The sequence below is a fragment of the Aurantimonas sp. 22II-16-19i genome, assembly GCF_002088275.1.
Lineage (GTDB): Bacteria > Pseudomonadota > Alphaproteobacteria > Rhizobiales > Rhizobiaceae > Jiella.
On the sequence record NZ_AQQS01000001.1, the window covers coordinates 328819 to 346606 of the forward strand.

The window sequence follows — 17788 nt, forward strand, 5'->3', positions numbered from 1 at the left end:
GGTTATAGACATTTTCGTGTAATGGTTGCAACGGCCAGGGGTGCTTTCCGCGCCGCACTTGACCGTTCCGGCCGGACTGTCCATCTGACGCATGCCCAGCGCCGGCTCCCGAACCGAATCGGCGCGATCCGAGCCCTTATCTGCCAAGACATTTCACGAACAGGATACTTATGGACGTCGTCATCGTCGAATCGCCGGCAAAAGCGAAGACGATCAACAAATATCTGGGCAGCGGCTACAAGGTCATTGCTTCCTACGGCCACGTCCGCGACCTGCCGGCGAAGGACGGGTCGGTGCGTCCGGACGAGGATTTCGAGATGAGCTGGGAGGTCGGCAAACCCTCCCAGAAGCGGCTCAACGAGATCGCCCAGGCGGTGAAGGGGGCGGATGCCCTGGTCCTCGCCACCGACCCCGATCGCGAGGGAGAGGCGATCTCCTGGCATGTGCTGGAGGTGCTGCGCCAGAAGAAGGCGATCGGCAAGAAGCCGGTCAGCCGGGTCGTGTTCAATGCGATCACCAAGAAGGCCGTGCTCGACGCCATGGCCAATCCGCGCCAGATCGACGAGCCGCTGGTCGACGCCTATCTGGCCCGCCGCGCGCTCGACTATCTGGTCGGCTTCACGCTTTCCCCGGTCCTGTGGCGCAAATTGCCGGGCGCCCGGTCGGCGGGCCGCGTCCAGTCGGTGGCGCTGCGCCTCGTCTGCGACCGCGAAGCCGAGATCGAGCGGTTCAAGCCGGAGGAATACTGGTCGATCATCGCCCATCTGGCGACGCTGCGCGGCGACGGCTTCGACGCCCGGCTGACAGCGTTCGACGGCGAGAAGATCCAGCGCCTGACCATCGGCAACGGCGACATCGCCGGCACGATCAAGCGCATGCTCGACCAGGCGACCTTCACGGTCGACAGCGTCGAGGCCAAGCCGACACGGCGCAATCCCGGGCCGCCCTTCACCACCTCGACCCTACAGCAGGCCGCCTCGGCCAAGCTCGGCTTCTCGGCCTCGCGCACCATGCAGGTCGCCCAGCGTCTCTATGAGGGCATCGATCTCGGCGGCGAGACCGTCGGCCTCATCACCTATATGCGAACCGACGGCGTGCAGATGGCGCCGGAGGCCGTCGATGGCGCCCGCAAGGCGATCGGCGGCAGCTTCGGCCCGCAATATGTCCCGGACAAGCCGCGCTTCTATTCGACCAAGGCGAAGAACGCCCAGGAGGCCCACGAGGCGATCCGACCGACCGAGTTCACCCGCACCCCGCAGGAGGTGAAGCGCTTCCTCGACCCGGACCAGTTCCGCCTCTACGACATGGTCTGGAAGCGCAGCATCGCCAGCCAGATGGCGTCGGCCGAGATCGAGCGCACCACCGTCGACATCGATGCCAAGGGCGACGGCAAGACGGCCAAGCTCCGCGCCTCGGGCCAGGTGATCAAGTTCGACGGCTTCCTCGCCGCCTATGTCGACCACCGCGACGATTCGAAATCGCCCAGCGACACCGACGACGAGGGCGACGACGCCCGGCTGCCGCAGATGGCGGCGAAGGAGAACGTCGAGCGCCGCTCGGTCGATGCCGACCAGCATTTCACCGAGCCGCCGCCGCGCTTTTCCGAGGCCTCGCTCATCAAGCGGATGGAAGAGCTCGGCATCGGCCGCCCCTCGACCTATGCCGCGACCCTGCAGACCCTGCAGGACCGCGAATACATCGTCGTCGACAAGAAGAAGCTGCTGCCGGAGGCGAAGGGCCGCCTCGTCACCGCCTTCCTGCACAATTTCTTCGAGCGCTACGTCGAATACGACTTCACCGCCGAGCTGGAGGAGAAGCTCGACAAGATCTCGGCCGGCGAGCTCGCCTGGAAGGACGTGCTGCGCGACTTCTGGAAGGATTTCTCCAGCCATGTGGAGGGCACCAAGGAGCTGCGGGTTTCCGACGTCCTCGACGCCCTGAACGAGGAACTCGCGCCGCTGGTCTTCCCGCCCCGCGAGGACGGGACGGAGCCCCGCGCCTGCCCGCGTTGCGGCGAGGGCAAGCTGTCCCTGAAGCTCGGCAAGTTCGGCGCCTTCGTCGGCTGCTCCAACTATCCCGACTGCGGCTATACCCGGCAGCTCGGGACGAGCTTCTCGGCGGACGGCGCCGACGGCGAGACCGCCGACGGGCCGAAGGATCTCGGCACCGACCCCGAGACCGGCGAGCCGGTGACGCTGCGCTCCGGCCGCTTCGGACCCTATGTCCAGCGCGGCGAGGCCAAGGAGGCCAAGCGCTCGTCCCTGCCCAAGGGCTGGCAGGCCTCGGAGATCGACCTGGAGAAGGCGCTGCGCCTGCTGTCGCTGCCGCGCGAGGTGGGCGTGCATCCGGAAAGCGGCAAGCCAATTCTTGCCGGTCTCGGCCGCTACGGGCCGTTCCTGCAGCATGACGGCATGTACGCCAATCTTGACACCATCGAGGACGTCTTCGAGGTCGGCCTCAACCGCGCCGTCACCGTCATCGCCGAAAAGAAGGAAAAGGGTGCGCGCGGCCGCGGCAAGCCTGCGGCGCTCGCCACCCTCGGCGAGCACCCGACGCTCGGCGGCGAGATCACCGTGCGCGACGGCCGCTTCGGCCCCTATGTGAACACCGGCAAGATCAACGCCACCCTGCCGAAGGGCAAGGATCCGGCGTCGGTCACGCTGGAAGAGGCGATCCAGATCCTCAGCGAGCGGGCCGAGAAGACCGGCGCCAAGACCTCCGGCGCCAAGAAGAAGGCGGCGCCGGCGAAGAAGGCAGCCGCCAAGAAGACGACGAACGGCAAGGACGACGCGGCGGAGGACGGCGCGGCGAAGCCAGCGAAGGCTCCGGCCAAGACTTCGGCCAAGACTTCGGCCAAGGCCAAGCCGGCGGCGAAGGCCAAGCCGGCGGCGGCCGCGAAGCCCGGCGCGGCCGCGAAGACGAAGGTTCCGGCGGACGCTTCCGACAGCGTCCCCTGGGACGCGGACTGAGGCCATGGCGCGACGCAAACCCGGCCAGGACGAGGTGCCGGCGCTGACCAGAGAGGCGGTGCTGCGCTTCGTCGCCGACAATCCCGGCCGCGCGTCCAAGCGCGAGATCGCCAAGGCGTTCGGCGTCAAGGGTGACGATCGCATCGCCCTGAAGATGTTCCTTGCCGAACTGCAGTCCGAGGGCGTTCTGGCCGGTGACCGCCGGCGGTTCAAGACGCCGGGCGCGCTGCCGCCGGTGGGCGTCTTCGAGATCCGCCGCCGCGACGAGGACGGCGCCCTCCTCGCCGAACCCGTCACCTGGGACCGGACCGAGGACGGCGATCCGCCGACGGTTCCCGTCCGCGTCGACCGCGACAAGGGCCCGGCGCCGGGGGTCGGAGAGCGGGTGCTCGCCCGCGTCGTCGAGGACGAGGGCGAGGAGCGCCATCTCCGGATCATCCGCGTCCTCGAAAAGCGCCGCAGCCTGGCGCTCGGCGTGTTCCGGGCGACGCCCGGCGGCGGCGGCCGGGTCGAGCCGGTCGAGCGCAAGCAGTCCGAATTCACGATCCCGCCCGGCGACACGAAGGATGCCAGGGACGGCGACCTCGTCGAGGTCGAGGCCGGCCCGCGGCACCGGATGGGGCTTCCGGTCGCCACCGTCATCGAGGTGGTGGGCTCGATCGCCTCCGAACGGGCGATCTCCTCCATCGCGCTCCACGCCCACGGGATACCCCACGTCTTCCCGAAGGCCGTCCTCGAAGAGGCGGAACAGGCCGGTCCGGCCAGCATGAAGCAGCGCGAGGATTGGCGGAGCCTCCCCCTCGTCACCATCGACCCCGCCGACGCCAAGGACCACGACGACGCGGTCCATGCCGTGCCGGACGAGGATCCGGCGAATGCCGGCGGCTTCGTCGTCACCGTCGCCATCGCCGACGTCTCCTGGTACGTCCGGCCGGGCTCGCGGCTCGACAACGAGGCCCGCATCCGCGGCAATTCGGTGTATTTCCCCGACCGCGTCGTGCCGATGCTGCCGGAGCGCATCTCCAACGATCTCTGCTCGCTGAAGGAGGGGGTCGACCGCCCTGCCCTCGCCGTGCGCCTCGTCATCGGCGCCGATGGCGAGAAGCGGCGGCACGAGTTCCACCGCATCATGATGCGCAGCCGCGCCAAGCTCGCCTATGAGCAGGCGCAGGCGGCGATCGACGGGGCCGGCGGCGACGTCGAGCCGGACGTCCTCGAGACCGTGCTGAAGCCGCTGTGGCAGGCCTACCGGCTCGTCCGCCTCGCCCGCGAGCGTCGTCAGCCACTCGATCTCGACCTGCCGGAGCGGCGCCTGAAGCTCGATGCGGCGGGCCGGGTCGAGACAGTCGTCGTGCCGATGCGCCTCGACGCCCACAAGCTGATCGAGGAGTTCATGATCCTCGCCAACGTCGCCGCGGCCGAGGCTCTCGAGAACAAGCGCCAGCAGCTGATCTACCGCGCCCACGACGCGCCGTCCCTGTCCAAGCTCGAAGGGCTGCGCGAATTCCTGAACACTTTGGAGATCCCGCTCGCCAAGGCCGGGTCGCTGCGCCCCTCCCACTTCAACCAGATCCTGTCGCGGGTGAAGGGCGGCGACAACGAATCGCTGGTCAACGAGGTGGTGCTGCGGTCGCAGTCCCAGGCGGTCTACACGCCGGACAATCTCGGCCATTTCGGGCTCAATCTCGCCCGCTACGCCCATTTCACCTCGCCGATCCGCCGCTATGCCGACCTCATCGTCCACCGTGCGCTGGTGACGGCGCTGGGTCTCGGCGAAGGCGGCCTGTCGAAGGAGGACGAGGAACTCCTGGCGGAGACCGCCGAGGAGATCTCGCGGGCCGAGCGCCGGGCGATGGCGGCCGAGCGCGACACCGTCGACCGGCTGATCGCCCATCACCTGGCCGAGCGCGTCGGCGAGAGTTTCGAGGGGCGCGTCGCCGGCGTCACCAAGTCCGGCCTGTTCGTCCAGTTGCCGACCTATGGCGCCGACGGCTTCGTCCCGATCTCCACCCTCGGCAACGAGTATTTCCACTTCGACGAGGTCTCCCGCAGCCTCGTCGGCGACCGCTCCGGCCATGGCTATCGCCTTGGCGACACGGTCGAGGTGCGCCTCGTCGAGGCGCTGCCGCTGGCAGGGTCCCTGCAGTTCGAGATGCTGAGCGAGCCCCGCAAGCTGTCGCGCTCGACGGGCTCGTTCCACAAGACGCAAGGCCGCGGTCGGTCGAAGGCCCGCGACCGGAATGCAGGATCGAAGGTAAGGAAACGCAGATGAGTGACACGCACAACGCGGCCCCCGCCGAAGCCGGCGAATGGCGGCCTTCCGCAGACCGCCCGCTCGGCACCTCGCTCTGGCGTGGCTTCAAGTGCCGCTGTCCGCGCTGCGGCGAAGGGCGCCTGTTCAAGGGGTTCGTCAAGTCGGTCCACGAGTGCGACGCGTGCGGCCTCGAGATCCATCACCACCGGGCCGACGACCTGCCACCCTATCTCACCATCTTCATCGTCGGCCACATCGTGGTTGCCGGCTTCATGGCGGTGGAGGAAACGGTCCAGCTGACAATGTGGCAGCATCTGGCCGTCTGGGTTCCCGTCACGGTGCTCCTCAGCCTCGCCCTGATGCAGCCCCTGAAGGGCGCGACCATCGGCCTGCAATGGGCGCTGAGGATGGGCGGCTTTTCCGACACCGCAGAGCCCGAGGAGGAATTCGGGTGACCAGCGACGCGCGGCTGGAGACGCTCGAGGCCGAGCGCCTGCAAATCTCGGCCGGAGCGGGCGATGGCGCCGCGACGACGGTGCGCGATGCCGCGACGCTGATCATCGTCGACGAGCGCGCGGCGACGCCCCGCGTGCTGATGGGCCTCAGAGGCCGCGCCCACGTCTTCATGGCCAACCGCTTCGTCTTTCCGGGCGGGCGGGTCGAGGCCGAGGATCTCGACCTCGCGGCGGCCCTTCCCCTCGGCGACGACGCCCTCGCCCGCCTGTCGGGCGCGGTTTCCGGCGGCTTCACCTCACGCCATGCCGCGGCGCTCCCGCTGGCGGCGATTCGCGAGACCTTCGAGGAGACCGGGCTCCTGATCGGCCACGAGGCGCCGGTCGCGGCCAGCTTCCCCGCCTCCTTCCCCGCCTCCTTCGCCGCCTTCGCCGAGCGCGGCCTCGCCCCCGCGGCCTCGTGGCTGGTGCCGATCGCCAGGGCGATCACGCCGGAGGGCGCGCCGCGCCGCTTCGATACGCGGTTCTTCGTCATCAATGCCTCACGTCTGGCCGCTATCAGCGAGGTCTTCGACCCGCCCACCGACGAATTCGACGAGATTCGATGGGTTTCGGTGACGGCGCTCGATGACTACTCCCTGGCGCCGATCACCCGCACGGTTCTCGGCGACGTCATGACACGGATCGCCGACGGTTCGTGGCTGGATGTTTCATGCAGAATGCCGTTCTACCGCGTCGTCGACGGCCGCTTCCAGAAAGACCTGATCTGACCATGACGATCCTGTCCGACCCCGTGGCGCGAACGCCTTCAGGAGCCTTGACGGCGACCGCCACGGCTTGCGATCGGCAGGCCGGCCGGAGTGCCGCTCGGCCGGGCGGTGCGACGGCATGGCGGGGTCGGACGGAACATCAGGGTCGGGAATAGAATCGTGGAACGATCGACTGCGGACGACATCGTCGCCGAAGCCGAAGCGGAACTCCAATCCGTCGACTGGCGATCCGCCGCGGCGGCCATCGCCTCGATCAGCGCGGTCGGCATCGCCCTCGGCCTCGGCCTGCCGCTGCTCTCGGTGATTCTCGAGCGGCGCGGCATCTCCTCCTCGATGATCGGCCTGAACGCGGCCGTTGCCGGCGCCGCCTCCCTTCTGGCTGCCGCCACCATCACGCCGATCGCGGCGCGGCTGAGCGTTCGCCTGACGATGCTCATCTCCATCATCCTCGCCTGCCTGTCGTCGGTCGGCTTCTACGTCTTCAGCGAATTCTGGATGTGGTTTCCGCTCCGCCTGGTGTTCCACTTCGCGATCACGGCGCTGTTCGTGCTGTCGGAGTTCTGGATCAACGCGGCGGCCCCGCCGCGCAAGCGCGGGCTGGTCCTCGGCATCTATGCGACCGTTCTGTCGCTCGGCTTCGCGTTCGGGCCTTGGATCTTCTCCCAGACCGGCTCGGAGGGCTTCCTGCCCTTCGGCATCGGGGCGGGCGTCATCCTCGCCTCGGCGATCCCGCTCCTCATCGCCTGGCATCGCCAGCCGATCATCTCCAAGGACCGCAAGCAGGGCTCGTTCTGGCGCTACATCTTCGCAGTCCCGACCGCCACCGGCGCGGTGCTGATCTTCGGCGCGGTCGAGGCCGGCGGCTTCACGCTGTTTCCCGTCTTCGGCGAGCGTGTCGGCTTCACCGAATCCTCCGCTGCCCAGCTCCTGACGGCCATCGGCATCGGCAACGTCCTGATGCAGATCCCGATCGGGCTGATGTCGGACCGCGTCCGGGACCGCCGCACGCTGTTGTCGATCTGCGCCGGCGTCGGGCTCGTCGGCACGCTCTGCCTGCCGATCCTCGCCGAGGACTGGTGGCTGATGGCGGGCGTGTTGTTCCTGTGGGGCGGCGTCGTCGCCGGCCTCTATACCGTCGGCCTCGCCCATCTCGGCGCCCGGCTGCCGGCGGCGGACCTTGCCGACGCCAACGCCGCCTTCATCTTCTGCTATTCCATCGGCATGCTCGTCGGCCCGCAGGTGATCGGCACGGCCATGGATCTGTTCGGGCCGAACGGCTTTGCCTGGTCGCTGGCGATGTTCTTCGCGATCTACCTGACCCTCGCCATCGCGCGGATGTTCGCGGCGCGGCCGTAGCGGGCGCAAGATGCGTTCGAACCGGCGTTCCACCCTTGACAGTGAGGCGCCCATGGCTATTGTCCGGCCGAATTGACCGGCGCCGAGCGACGGGCAGCCCGCTATCATACGCGGAACGCCATGCGGCTCGGCCGGCGACACATCCACCGGCGCAGGCCAGCGGTCGATTGCGGAAGGGGTTTGCCCGACCGGGATCGTTCCTGCGTAGCATCATTCGAGGAAGACCATGGCCAAGGCGACCACCATCAAGATCAAGCTGCTCTCCACCGCGGACACCGGCTTCTTCTACGTGACGAGCAAGAACTCGCGCACGATGACCGACAAGATGACCAAGACCAAGTACGACCCGATCGCGCGCAAGCACGTCGAGTTCCGCGAGACCAAGATCAAGTAAGAGCCGGCTTCCGGACGCCCCCGGCGTTCGAGGCACCTTTCGGATCGAGCGAATCGAGAACGGCCGTGGCAGGGTTTTCCCGCCACGGCCGTTCTGCGTTGGGTTCGGCCCCGCCATCTGGCGAAAACAGGCGCCTTGAACATCGAAACCCGAGCGCCCTCATCCTGAGGTGCCGCCGCAGGCGGCCTCGAAGGGCGAGGGCGCGGGGCGCCTACGCCAGCGTGCTCCGGCGCGTCGAACTCGGCGCATGACGCCCCTCGCCCTTCCAGGCTCCGCCGGCCACAGGCCGGCTTCACACCTCAGGATGAGGGGCTTCGGGACCGCCCCGGCGACCATCACCCAATCGGCTGGCGCTTCACCTTCGTCAGGGCCGTCTCGAACGCTTCGTCCGGCACGAAGAAGTCAGCCATCGGCACGCCGGTCTCGGGGCCGTATTTGGCAAAGTCGGTGACGCCTTCCTCCATCAGGACGAGTTCGTCGACGAGGAAGCGCCCGGTATACTCGCGAGACGGCTTCGTCAGGATCGCATGCGCGGCGTCCGCCACGATGTCTGCCGACCGGCTCATCGAGGCCAGCGGCGCGCCGCCGAGGACGTTCCTCACCGCCGCCGTGTCGATCACCGTCAGCGGCCAGAGCGAGTTGGCGGCGATGCCGTCGGCCTTCAGCTCCTCGGCGAGCCCCAGCGTCACCATCGACATGCCGAACTTCGCCATCGAATAGGCGACATGGCCGGAAAACCACTTCGCCTGCATGTCGAGGGGCGGCGACAGCGTCAGGATATGAGGGTTCTCGGCCTTCTTCAGATGCGGGATGCAGCATTTGGAGACGAGGAACGTGCCCCGCGCATTCACGCCGTTCATCAGGTCGTAGCGCTTCATGTCGGTCGACAGCGTATCGGTCAGCTGGATCGCCGAGGCGTTGTTGACGCAGATGTCGATGCCGCCGAAATGCGCGACGGCCTTTTCGACCGCGGCCTCCACCTGGGCGTCGTCGCGGATGTCGCAGAGCACCGCGAGCCCCTTGCCGCCCGCTGCCTCGATCTCCGCGACGGCGGTGTGGATCGTGCCGGGCAGCTTCGGATGCGGCTGGTCGGTCTTCGCCGCGATGACGACGTTGGCGCCGTCCCGCGCCGCCCTCAGCGCGATGGCGAGGCCGATGCCGCGCGATCCGCCGGACATGAAGATGGTCTTGCCGTTCAAGGTGCCGGCCATGGTTCGTCTCCTCCGATTGACGTTTACGTCAAAGTGGACCGCGACGGGCGATGACGCAAGCGCTGTTTGCCGCGCGGCGAGGCTCTTGCGCGACCGTGACGTCCGATGGCCGAGAAAATCCACCGCCTGTCGCATCCTTGCGCCGACCGGTCCGACTTTTCGCCGCCCCGCCCTAACTGCGTCGGCGACGAGACCTGACGAGAGGCCCGAGACATGTCCGGCAAATCCATCGATCACGCTTTCACCGCCGAAAGCGCCACCGGCGCGGCGAGCGATCCGACCTATGCCGGCGCCCTCTCCTTCATGCGCCGGCGCTATACCAAGGACGTCTCGGGCACCGACGTCACCGTCTGGGGCGTGCCCTTCGACAGCGCCGTGTCCAATCGCCCGGGCGCCCGTTTCGGGCCGCAGGCGCTGCGGCGAGCCTCCGCGATCTTCGACAACGATCCGCAATATCCCTTCGACCGGGATCTCTTCGCCTCCCTCGCGGTCGCCGACTATGGCGACTGCCGGCTCGACTACCGCCTGCCGGAGACCGCCCATGCGACGATCGAGGCTGAGGCAGCTTCCATCCTGAAAGCCACCGGCTTCCTCCTGACCCTCGGCGGCGATCACTCGATCACCTACCCGCTCCTGAAGGCCCATGCGGAACGCCGCGGCAAGCTGTCGCTCCTCCAGTTCGACGCCCATCAGGACACCTGGCCCGTCGCCAGCGGGGCGGACGGCAGCCCCCGCGTCGATCACGGCTCCTTCGTCGCCCAGGCCGTCGTGGACGGGCTGATCGACCCGGCGACCTCCATCCAGGTCGGCATCCGCACCCATGCGCCGGAGACCTGCGGCATCGAGATCCTCGGCGGCGAGACCATCGAGGAGATGACGAGCGCCGCGATCGCCGAGCGGATCCATGCGCGCACCGGCGGCACCGACGTCTATCTCACCTTCGACATCGACTGCCTCGACGCCGCCTTCGCGCCCGGCACCGGCACCCCTGTCGCCGGCGGCCCGTCCAGCGCGAAGATGCTGGCGGTGCTGCGGCATCTGAAGAACCTGCAGCTTATCGGCGCCGACGTCGTCGAGGTGTCGCCGCCCTACGACCACGCCGACATCACCGCCATCGCCGGCTCGACGGTGGCCATGTACGTCCTCGGCATTCTGGCAGAAAAGAAGGCCCACGCGACGTGAAACCGGCAGAAGAAGCTCGCGATCCATCACCGTCGTAAGCTTGCGACACCAAACTTGAGTGGCACCGCGGCCGATTTTGGCTCACCTCTCTGCCTGGCCAGCCCAGGCGATTCGCGCTGTCCACCCGTTCTCCGAGGGGCCCCCGAGCATGCAGACCATTCCCTTCATCGATCTTGCCACCCAGCGCGACCGGATCCGGGCCGGCGTCGACCGGCGGATCGCCGCCGTGCTCGACCACGGCGCCTTCATCATGGGGCCGGAAATGCGCGAGCTCGAAGCCGAGCTGTCGCGCTTCTACGGCATGGAGCACACGCTCACCTGCGCGTCGGGCACCGACGCCCTCGCCTTGCCCCTGATGGCCTGGGACATCCGGCCGGGCGATGCGATCTTCTGCCCGAGCTTCACCTTCGCCGCGACCGCCGAGGTCGTCGCCTGGCTCGGCGCGACGCCCTATTTCGTCGATGTCGACGCTGCGACCTTCAACATGGACGTCGACAGCCTCGAGGCCGCGATCGCCGAGGTCGAGGCGGAAGGCAAGCTGAAGCCCCGCGCGATCATCGCGGTCGATCTCTTCGGCCAGGCGGCGGACTATCCGGCGATCCGCAAGGTCGCCGACGCGCACGGCCTCAAGCTCATCTCCGACGCCGCGCAGGGCTATGGCGGCACGATCGACGGCAAGATGTCCAGCGTCTGGGCCGACGTCGTGTCGACCAGCTTCTTTCCGGCCAAGCCGCTCGGCTGCTATGGCGACGGCGGTGCCGTCCAGACCAATGACGGCGAGCTTGCGGCGATCATGACCTCGCTGCGCGTCCACGGCCAGAATCTCGACGACAAATACGACAACATCCGCATCGGCATGAACGGCCGCATGGATACGCTGCAGGCGGCGATCCTGCTCGAGAAGCTGGCGATCTTCGAGGACGAGATCGAGGCGCGTGCCCGCATCGCGGCGCGCTACACCGACCGGCTCGCCGGCGCCGTGACGCCCCAGGCGCTGCTGCGCGACGCCGTCTCGACCTGGGCCCAGTACACGGTGCGCCTGCCGGAGGGCGTCGACCGCACGGCCGTCCAGGCGCGGCTGCGCGAGGCCGGCGTCCCAACGGCGATCTATTATCCCAAGCCCCTGCACCGCCAGACCGCCTATCGGCATTTTCCGGTGGCGCGCGGCGAACTTCCCGTCTCCGATGCCCTGTCGCGGGACGTCATCAGCCTGCCGATGCACGCCTATCTCGGCGCGGAGGCGCAGGACCATGTCGTCGAGACGCTGATCGCCGCGGTCGGGGCCTAGCCGTCTGCACTCGGACGCGCCGCCCCTCTGGACGCGGCCGGCAAATGCTGTAAACCCGCCGCATTCCCGGGCGCCCCATGCGATCGAGCCAGCCCGCCCGGCAATCCACGGAGACGGCCATGGTTGAGAAGATCAGGATCGGCGTTCTCGGCGCCAGCGGCTACACGGGCGCCGATCTGGTGCGCCTCGCCGCCCGCCATCCGAACATGGAGATCGCGGTCCTGACCGCGAACAGCCATGCCGGCAAGCCGATGCGCGCCGTCTTCCGCCACTTCGCCCACATCGACCTGCCGGATCTCGTCACCGTCGACGAGGCCGACTGGGGTTCCGTCGACGCGGTGTTCTGCGGCCTGCCGCACGGCACCACCCACAAGATCACCCGCGAGATCTTCTCCAGCCATCCGAACGTCAAGATCATCGACATGTCGGCGGATTTCCGGCTGCGCGATCCGGCGATCTACCAGGACTGGTACAATGTCGAGCACACGGCCACCGACATCCAGCCCGAGGCCGTCTACGGCCTGACCGAGGTCTACCGCGACGCGATCCGCGACGCCCGGCTGATCGCCTGCCCCGGCTGCTACCCGACGGCCGTCCTCCTGTCGCTGATCCCACTCGCCAAAGCCCGGCTGATCGATGCGTCCGACATCGTCATCGACGCCAAATCCGGCGTCTCCGGCGCCGGCCGCGGACTGAAGGAGAACACCCTCTTCTGCGAGGCCGGTGAGGGTCTGTCCCCCTATGCCGTCGGCAAGCACCGGCACATGGCCGAGATCGAGCAGGAGGTCGGGCTTGCCGCCGGAATCGCCGACCTGCGCGTCAACTTCACCCCCCACCTCATCCCGATGAGCCGGGGCGAGCTCTGCACCAGCTACGTCAAGCTCGCCACCGGAGCAACCGCGGACGACCTGCGCGACCAGCTCGTCGAGACCTATGCGAAGGAGCCCTTCGTCACCGTCGCCGACGAAGGCGTCCTGCCCCAGACCCAGATGGTGCGCGGCTCGAACTACGTCGTCGTCAACGTCGTCCCGGACCGCATCCCCGGCCGGGCGATCGTCATCTCGACGCTGGACAATCTGGTGAAGGGCTCCGCCGGACAGGCGATCCAGAACTTCAACGTCGCCTACGGCATCGAGGAGACGACGGGCATCGAGCAGCTGCCGCTGTTTCCTTGAGCGACAATCGGTTCGGCGGCATCGATCAGTGGTCGCCGAGCCAAGAGTCGACATTGCGCCCGCCCCAGTAGACACCGAGGATCGTGACAGCCTGCGGATCGACCGAAAAGGCAATCGTCACCCGTCGACGAAACCCCACCAGGCGGAGACCGGGCCGGAGATCGTCTCGTGCCCGCCCGCGATCGGGGAATTGCGTCAGGCCGGCGCAATACTCGATGATGGAATCAACGAAAGCTGCGGCAGTCGTCACGGAGCTTCGCGCGGCGATGTAACCTTCGATGGCGTCCAAATGCTCTGTCGCTTCGAAAGAGAAGATGACCGCACGCACCGCCAGTCAGCGAGCGTTGCGGCGAGCGCGTCTTGCAGCGAGTTCCTCTTTGACTTCCGCCGCTGAAAAACCGCGCGACGGGTCACGCTTCATGCGGTCATAGGTCGGCACGACGTCCTCCTGGAGCCAGCGCTCCAGATCATCGTCTCCGCGATTGAGAGCCCTCAGGCCCTCCTCGATCACTTCGCTCGAACTCTCGTATTCCCCCGACGCCACCTTTCGTCGAACAAAGCCTTCCATCTCTTCCGACAGCTTGATCGTGAGTTCAGACATGAGAGGCCCTCAATTCCACAACGCACGGAGACAATAACTCAGGCCTTGGCGTCTCGCCATCTAGCCATTCGCGTTCCAGGTTGAGCGACCGTCAAACGCAAATCGCCGGCCAGTCGTTTCCGACAGGCCGGCAATTCGAGATCTGAATGAGACGATCGTAAGAGCTCAGCTCTCCTTCGCCAGATACCGCGTCATGAAGCTCTGGAACGCCTCCCACGACTCCTCGTCCGCCACCTCGCGGTAGCGATCGGAGCCGAACACGGTGAAGGCGTGCGGCGCGCCGGAATAGACCTCGAGTTCGTAGGTGATGCCCTTCTCCTCCAGCGTCTTGGCGAGCGCCGTCGCCTCGTCGACCGTCACCGAGGTGTCGCCGCCGCCTTGGGCGATCAGGATCGGCGCGGTGCCGTCCGGATAGCTCTGCCCCTCGGGCGTCGCCAGCGTGCCGTGGAAGCTGGCGTAGCCGGCGACGTTCTCCGCTTTCCCGGAGCGGGCGAGTTCGAGGACGCCGGCCCCGCCGAAGCAGTAGCCCATGACCACCGCCTCGGTCTCGCCCGACTGCTCGCGCGCCGTTTCGAGGCCTGCGGTGACGCGGGTGAGCATGGCTTCCCGGTCCTCGTAGAGCTTGCCGGTCTCGGCCTTGCGCGCGTCCATGCTCTCCGGCCGGTTGCCCTTGCCGAACATGTCGAGGGCGAAGGCGTCGTAGCCGAGCTCGGCCAGCATGTCGGCGCGCTTCTTCTCGTAGTCGGTGAGGCCGTCCCAGTCGTGGATGACGAGGACGAGGCCCTTCGCCTCGCCGCTGGCGGGGGCGTAGTAGCCCTCGTAGTCGGCGCCGGCGGCCTGGTAGGTCACCGATTCGCCGGCCATGGCCGGCGCGGCGGCAACGGCCGCGAGTGCGGCACCCAATGCAGTCCCGAATGCGAGCCTGGCGGTGATCGTCATGCTGGTCCCTCCTCTGAAATCTCGTCAGGCGCAAGGGTAAGGGACGATCCGCGTCAGGCGAGCGACGGAGCGCCGAAATCGGCCCCCTCACCGTTCAAAGCTTCGTGCAACCGTCCGTGATCGCGGGCCTTTCGGCTGCCTCGGCCGAACGCGAAAAAAATCCGCTCGCAAATGCTCCGATCGGGCTCGGACAGCGGCGAGACGATTGCGCTTCGCCCGCGACTGTCGCATCGCTGGCGGACAACTCCTGTCTTCGAGACGAAGGGCGACAGACGATGAACGAGATCTGGTTCCGCACCGGCGAGGCGACGGTGCTCGCGGCCGAGGGCCAATATACCGACGCCATGCCGGAGGTGCTGATCGGCTCGGTGAAGGGGCCGGTCGGCCAGGCCTTCGCCGGCATGATGGGCCAGGTCCAGGGCCACACCCGCATGTTCGTCGTGCGCGACATCAACCAGATGGTCCGCCCGGCCACGATGATGACCACCAAGGCGACGATCGAATCGCTCGCCTATGTCGAACTCCTCGGCGGCGTGGTCCAGGCGGCGACGGGCGACGCCATCGTCGACTGCCTCATCGACGGCACGCTGCCGAAGGAGATGGCCGACGAGATCTGCATGATCATCATGATCTGGCTCGATCCGCGCTGCGCCGACCATGCCGAGCTCGACCAGGCGGATCTCTACCGGACCAATTACGAGGCGACCAAGCTCGCCATCGCAAGGGCCATGACGGGCGAGCCGAGCGTCGAGACGCTGATCGCCAACCGCAAAACCGTCAAGCACTACGCGCTGGACGGCGTCGTCGATTACGACTGAGGGCGGGACGGGGTCGGCGCACTGCCTCTACGAGATGCCGGTTCTTCGACGGACTTGGTGTCGTAGCCGATGCCGCACGGCATCGGCAGGCAGATGAAAAAATGCGGCCCGCCCGTCCTCGCAATGACCGTCAGGCGGTCAGGGCCGCAGGCCGGGCGCCCACCGCCGGATACCCGCCCTGCAGGCTGCGCGCATGGATCACCGCCGCCGCCAGCACGATCAGCCCGCCGGCCTGGTGCATCAGCGCCAGATCGATCGGCACGACCATCAAAAGCGTAGCGATGCCGATCCCCGCCTGGGCGACAACGAGGCCGAGAAGAACGACCGCCCCTCGCGCATGCCGCGTGCCCGGCTCAGCGCGCCACAGCGTCAGCGCGTGGGCGAGAGCTGCCGCAAGCAGCAGATAGGCGCCGCAGCGGTGGACGAACTGCACGGTCAGATGGCTCTCGAAGAAGTTCCGCCAGACCGGCTCCATCGCCAGGAGGCCGGAGGGAATCAGCGAACCGTCCATCAGCGGCCAGGTGTTGTAGATGAGCCCGGCCCGCAGCCCCGCGACGAGGCCGCCGAGATAGATCTGGACGAGTGCCAAGCCGAGCAGAGCGATCGCAAAGCGTCTCGAGAAACCAGGCGCTCTTTCCACATGGGGTCGCGCCTTCAGCCCCCGCGCCACCCAGAGCGTTGCCGCGAAGATGATGCAGGCGATCGTCAGATGGGTGGCGAGCCGGTACTGGCTGACCTCGGTGCGGTCGACGAGGCCCGAGGCCACCATCCACCAGCCGATCGCCCCCTGCAGGCCGCCGAGGCAGAGCAGGCCGACGAGCCGCGGCTTCAGGAACGGCTCCAGCCGCCCCGTCATCCAGAAGAAGGCGAGCGGCAGGGCGAAGACGATGCCGACGCCGCGGGCGAGCAGCCGATGGCTCCATTCCCACCAGTAGATGGTCTTGAACCCGTCGAGGCTCATCCCGCGATTGATCTGGTCGTATTGCGGGATCTTCTTGTAGAGCTCGAACTCTTCCTGCCATTCCGCGGCCGACAAGGGCGGGATCACGCCATGGATCGGCTTCCATTCGGTGATCGACAGGCCGGATTCGGTGAGGCGCGTCGCGCCGCCGACGACGACGAGGGCGAAGACCACCAGCGCGACGACGTAGAGCCAGAGGCGCACGGCTTTTCTGTCGCGTTCGCGGCTGGTTGCGGGCTGGTGTTCGAGGCTATAGGCAAGGGTGCTCATGGATGACGGCTTTGCACCCAAAGGCGGCCGCGATCAAGAACGAGCCGTGGGGCGAACGGTCGCAAGGCCGTGAAGGCCCGGCGGCGGGCGCAACCTCGACACAGCTCCAGGGAGGCAACGATGCCGGTCAGGCTGAAGAAGTTCATCGGCACGATCGTCCTGATCCTGCTCGTCGTCGTCTATGCCGTCCTGGCGACCGCCTATGCCTCGCTGCATCTGGCGGATGCGAGCGGCTGGGTCCACCTTCTCTACTTCTTCTTCACCGGCATTCTCTGGGTCGTGCCCGCGATGGTCCTGATTCGCTGGATGGAGACGAAGCCGAAGGGCTGAGGCCCCCGCCTTCCCCTCTCGGCTCTCAGCCCTCGCCCTGGCGGCGCAGCATCGGCATGAAGACGATGTCCTCGATCCCGATCTGGCGGAGTTCGTCGGCGACGTCGATCATCCGGTCGTCCACATGCGGCAGGCCGGCGATGACGACGGCTGTGTGCTCGTCGAGCAGCGCCGGAAGGTCGGGGACGTCCAGCGCCTCGACCTCGATCACCGTGTAGTCGTAGGCCTCGGCGAAGGCATCGAGGACGGTCACGAGATGCTCGAGGGCCGCGGTGTCGGCCGTCTCGAGTTCGAAGCCGCCCGAGGGAACGAAGTGGGTCGAGGTGTAGTGGTCCCGGTAGATCACCTCCGCCAGCCCCGCACCGCCGGACAGGAGGTCGCCGTAGCCGCTGCAGTCCTGCGGCAGGCCCATGCGCGCGGCGAGCGAGCCGTTCGGCGTCAGGTCGATCAGCACCGTCGCGCGGCCGGCGCCGGAGAGCCGGCGCGCCAGTTCCAGGCCCCCGAGGCTGCCGAGGTCGCGATGGGTCGAGACCACCACGAGCCGGAAGATGTCGGTGCCCTGCACCGCCGAGGCGAGTTCGTTGGCGGTCGCGATCTGCTCGCCTGGCGCGGCGGCGTCGCTTCCGGACGGCTGGCCCGCAGGGGTCTTTGAGCCAGCCCCGCCCGCACCCTGGCGACCTGCCGCCGCGGGCCCCTTCGGCTGCGAACCGTGGCGGGCGTGCCCCTTGCGGGCATCGTCCCCGCTTTCGTCCCCGGCGGCGTCCCCCCTGGCATCAACGGTGGCCATCATGGCGGTCGACTGGTCGGTGATCATCACG

Annotated in this window: 17 protein-coding genes; 11 read left to right on the plus strand and 6 right to left on the minus strand. The window is 67.8% G+C overall.

The window, feature by feature from the left end; translation table 11 throughout:
* The first annotated feature begins 170 nt into the window (after nt 1–170).
* The 6 genes from topA (at nt 171) to rpmG (ending at nt 8195) form a co-directional block, all read left to right on the plus strand.
* On the plus strand, nt 171–2969 hold the full coding sequence (gene topA / locus ATO4_RS01555; RefSeq protein ID WP_083589616.1) for a type I DNA topoisomerase: 2799 nt from the start codon (nt 171–173) through the stop codon (nt 2967–2969).
* A gap of 4 nt (nt 2970–2973) precedes the next feature.
* Nucleotides 2974–5241 carry a ribonuclease R gene (gene rnr / locus ATO4_RS01560; protein WP_083589617.1) on the plus strand — a complete coding sequence of 756 codons (2268 nt, stop codon included), beginning with the start codon at nt 2974–2976 and terminating at the stop codon, nt 5239–5241.
* A complete protein-coding gene (locus ATO4_RS01565; protein ID WP_083589618.1) occupies nt 5238–5678 on the plus strand; it encodes a DUF983 domain-containing protein in 441 nt (146 codons plus the stop codon). Before rnr ends, ATO4_RS01565 begins: the two co-directional genes overlap by 4 nt.
* The gene (locus ATO4_RS01570; protein WP_083589619.1) at nt 5675–6445 is read left to right on the plus strand and encodes a hypothetical protein; all 771 of its coding nucleotides are present in this window, start codon (nt 5675–5677) and stop codon (nt 6443–6445) included. The genes ATO4_RS01565 and ATO4_RS01570 overlap by 4 nt, the downstream gene beginning before the upstream one ends.
* A 183-nt stretch (nt 6446–6628) precedes the next feature.
* Nucleotides 6629–7801, plus strand: coding sequence for an MFS transporter (locus tag ATO4_RS01575; protein ID WP_245308527.1), 1173 nt, complete (start codon nt 6629–6631; stop codon nt 7799–7801).
* A gap of 226 nt (nt 7802–8027) precedes the next feature.
* A complete protein-coding gene (gene rpmG, locus ATO4_RS01580) occupies nt 8028–8195 on the plus strand; it encodes a 50S ribosomal protein L33 (protein WP_083589621.1) in 168 nt (55 codons plus the stop codon).
* A gap of 335 nt (nt 8196–8530) precedes the next feature.
* Here the strand turns inward: rpmG and ATO4_RS01585 are convergent, their stop codons facing one another.
* Nucleotides 8531–9406 (minus strand): NAD(P)-dependent oxidoreductase, encoded by an 876-nt coding sequence (locus ATO4_RS01585; protein ID WP_083589622.1) that lies wholly within the window; start codon nt 9404–9406, stop codon nt 8531–8533.
* Between the two features lie 213 nt (nt 9407–9619).
* On the opposite strand from ATO4_RS01585, the gene speB reads away from it, so the two are divergent.
* The 3 genes from speB (at nt 9620) to argC (ending at nt 13051) form a co-directional block, all read left to right on the plus strand.
* Nucleotides 9620–10588, plus strand: coding sequence for an agmatinase (gene speB / locus ATO4_RS01590; RefSeq protein WP_083589623.1), 969 nt, complete (start codon nt 9620–9622; stop codon nt 10586–10588).
* A gap of 148 nt (nt 10589–10736) precedes the next feature.
* The gene (locus tag ATO4_RS01595) at nt 10737–11876 is read left to right on the plus strand and encodes a DegT/DnrJ/EryC1/StrS aminotransferase family protein (protein WP_083589624.1); all 1140 of its coding nucleotides are present in this window, start codon (nt 10737–10739) and stop codon (nt 11874–11876) included.
* 119 nt (nt 11877–11995) lie between these two features.
* Complete coding sequence (gene argC / locus ATO4_RS01600) at nt 11996–13051, plus strand: N-acetyl-gamma-glutamyl-phosphate reductase (protein WP_083589625.1); 1056 nt, start codon at nt 11996–11998, stop codon at nt 13049–13051.
* Between the two features lie 25 nt (nt 13052–13076).
* On the opposite strand, the gene ATO4_RS01605 is transcribed toward argC, so the two are convergent.
* The 3 genes from ATO4_RS01605 to ATO4_RS01615 all read right to left on the minus strand — a co-directional run bounded on the left by ATO4_RS01605 (nt 13077) and on the right by ATO4_RS01615 (nt 14591).
* Nucleotides 13077–13379 (minus strand): type II toxin-antitoxin system RelE/ParE family toxin, encoded by a 303-nt coding sequence (locus ATO4_RS01605; protein WP_210191006.1) that lies wholly within the window; start codon nt 13377–13379, stop codon nt 13077–13079.
* 6 nt (nt 13380–13385) lie between these two features.
* On the minus strand, nt 13386–13652 hold the full coding sequence (locus tag ATO4_RS01610; RefSeq protein WP_083589627.1) for a type II toxin-antitoxin system ParD family antitoxin: 267 nt from the start codon (nt 13650–13652) through the stop codon (nt 13386–13388).
* A 165-nt stretch (nt 13653–13817) separates the two neighbouring features.
* A complete protein-coding gene (locus ATO4_RS01615; protein WP_083589628.1) occupies nt 13818–14591 on the minus strand; it encodes a dienelactone hydrolase family protein in 774 nt (257 codons plus the stop codon).
* 275 nt (nt 14592–14866) lie between these two features.
* On the opposite strand from ATO4_RS01615, the gene ATO4_RS01620 reads away from it, so the two are divergent.
* Nucleotides 14867–15409, plus strand: a complete 543-nt coding sequence (locus tag ATO4_RS01620; protein WP_083589629.1) for a formaldehyde-activating enzyme — start codon at nt 14867–14869, stop codon at nt 15407–15409.
* A gap of 130 nt (nt 15410–15539) precedes the next feature.
* Here ATO4_RS01620 and ATO4_RS01625 read toward each other — a convergent pair whose 3' ends face one another.
* Complete coding sequence (locus tag ATO4_RS01625; protein ID WP_083589630.1) at nt 15540–16640, minus strand: COX15/CtaA family protein; 1101 nt, start codon at nt 16638–16640, stop codon at nt 15540–15542.
* 120 nt (nt 16641–16760) lie between these two features.
* Here ATO4_RS01625 and ATO4_RS01630 point away from each other — a divergent pair, with 120 nt between their 5' ends.
* Nucleotides 16761–16970, plus strand: coding sequence for a DUF2842 domain-containing protein (locus ATO4_RS01630; protein WP_083589631.1), 210 nt, complete (start codon nt 16761–16763; stop codon nt 16968–16970).
* Nucleotides 16971–16995: 25 nt separating this feature from the next.
* On the opposite strand, the gene ATO4_RS01635 is transcribed toward ATO4_RS01630, so the two are convergent.
* Complete coding sequence (locus ATO4_RS01635; RefSeq protein WP_083589632.1) at nt 16996–17784, minus strand: hypothetical protein; 789 nt, start codon at nt 17782–17784, stop codon at nt 16996–16998.
* Nucleotides 17785–17788 lie beyond the last annotated feature (4 nt).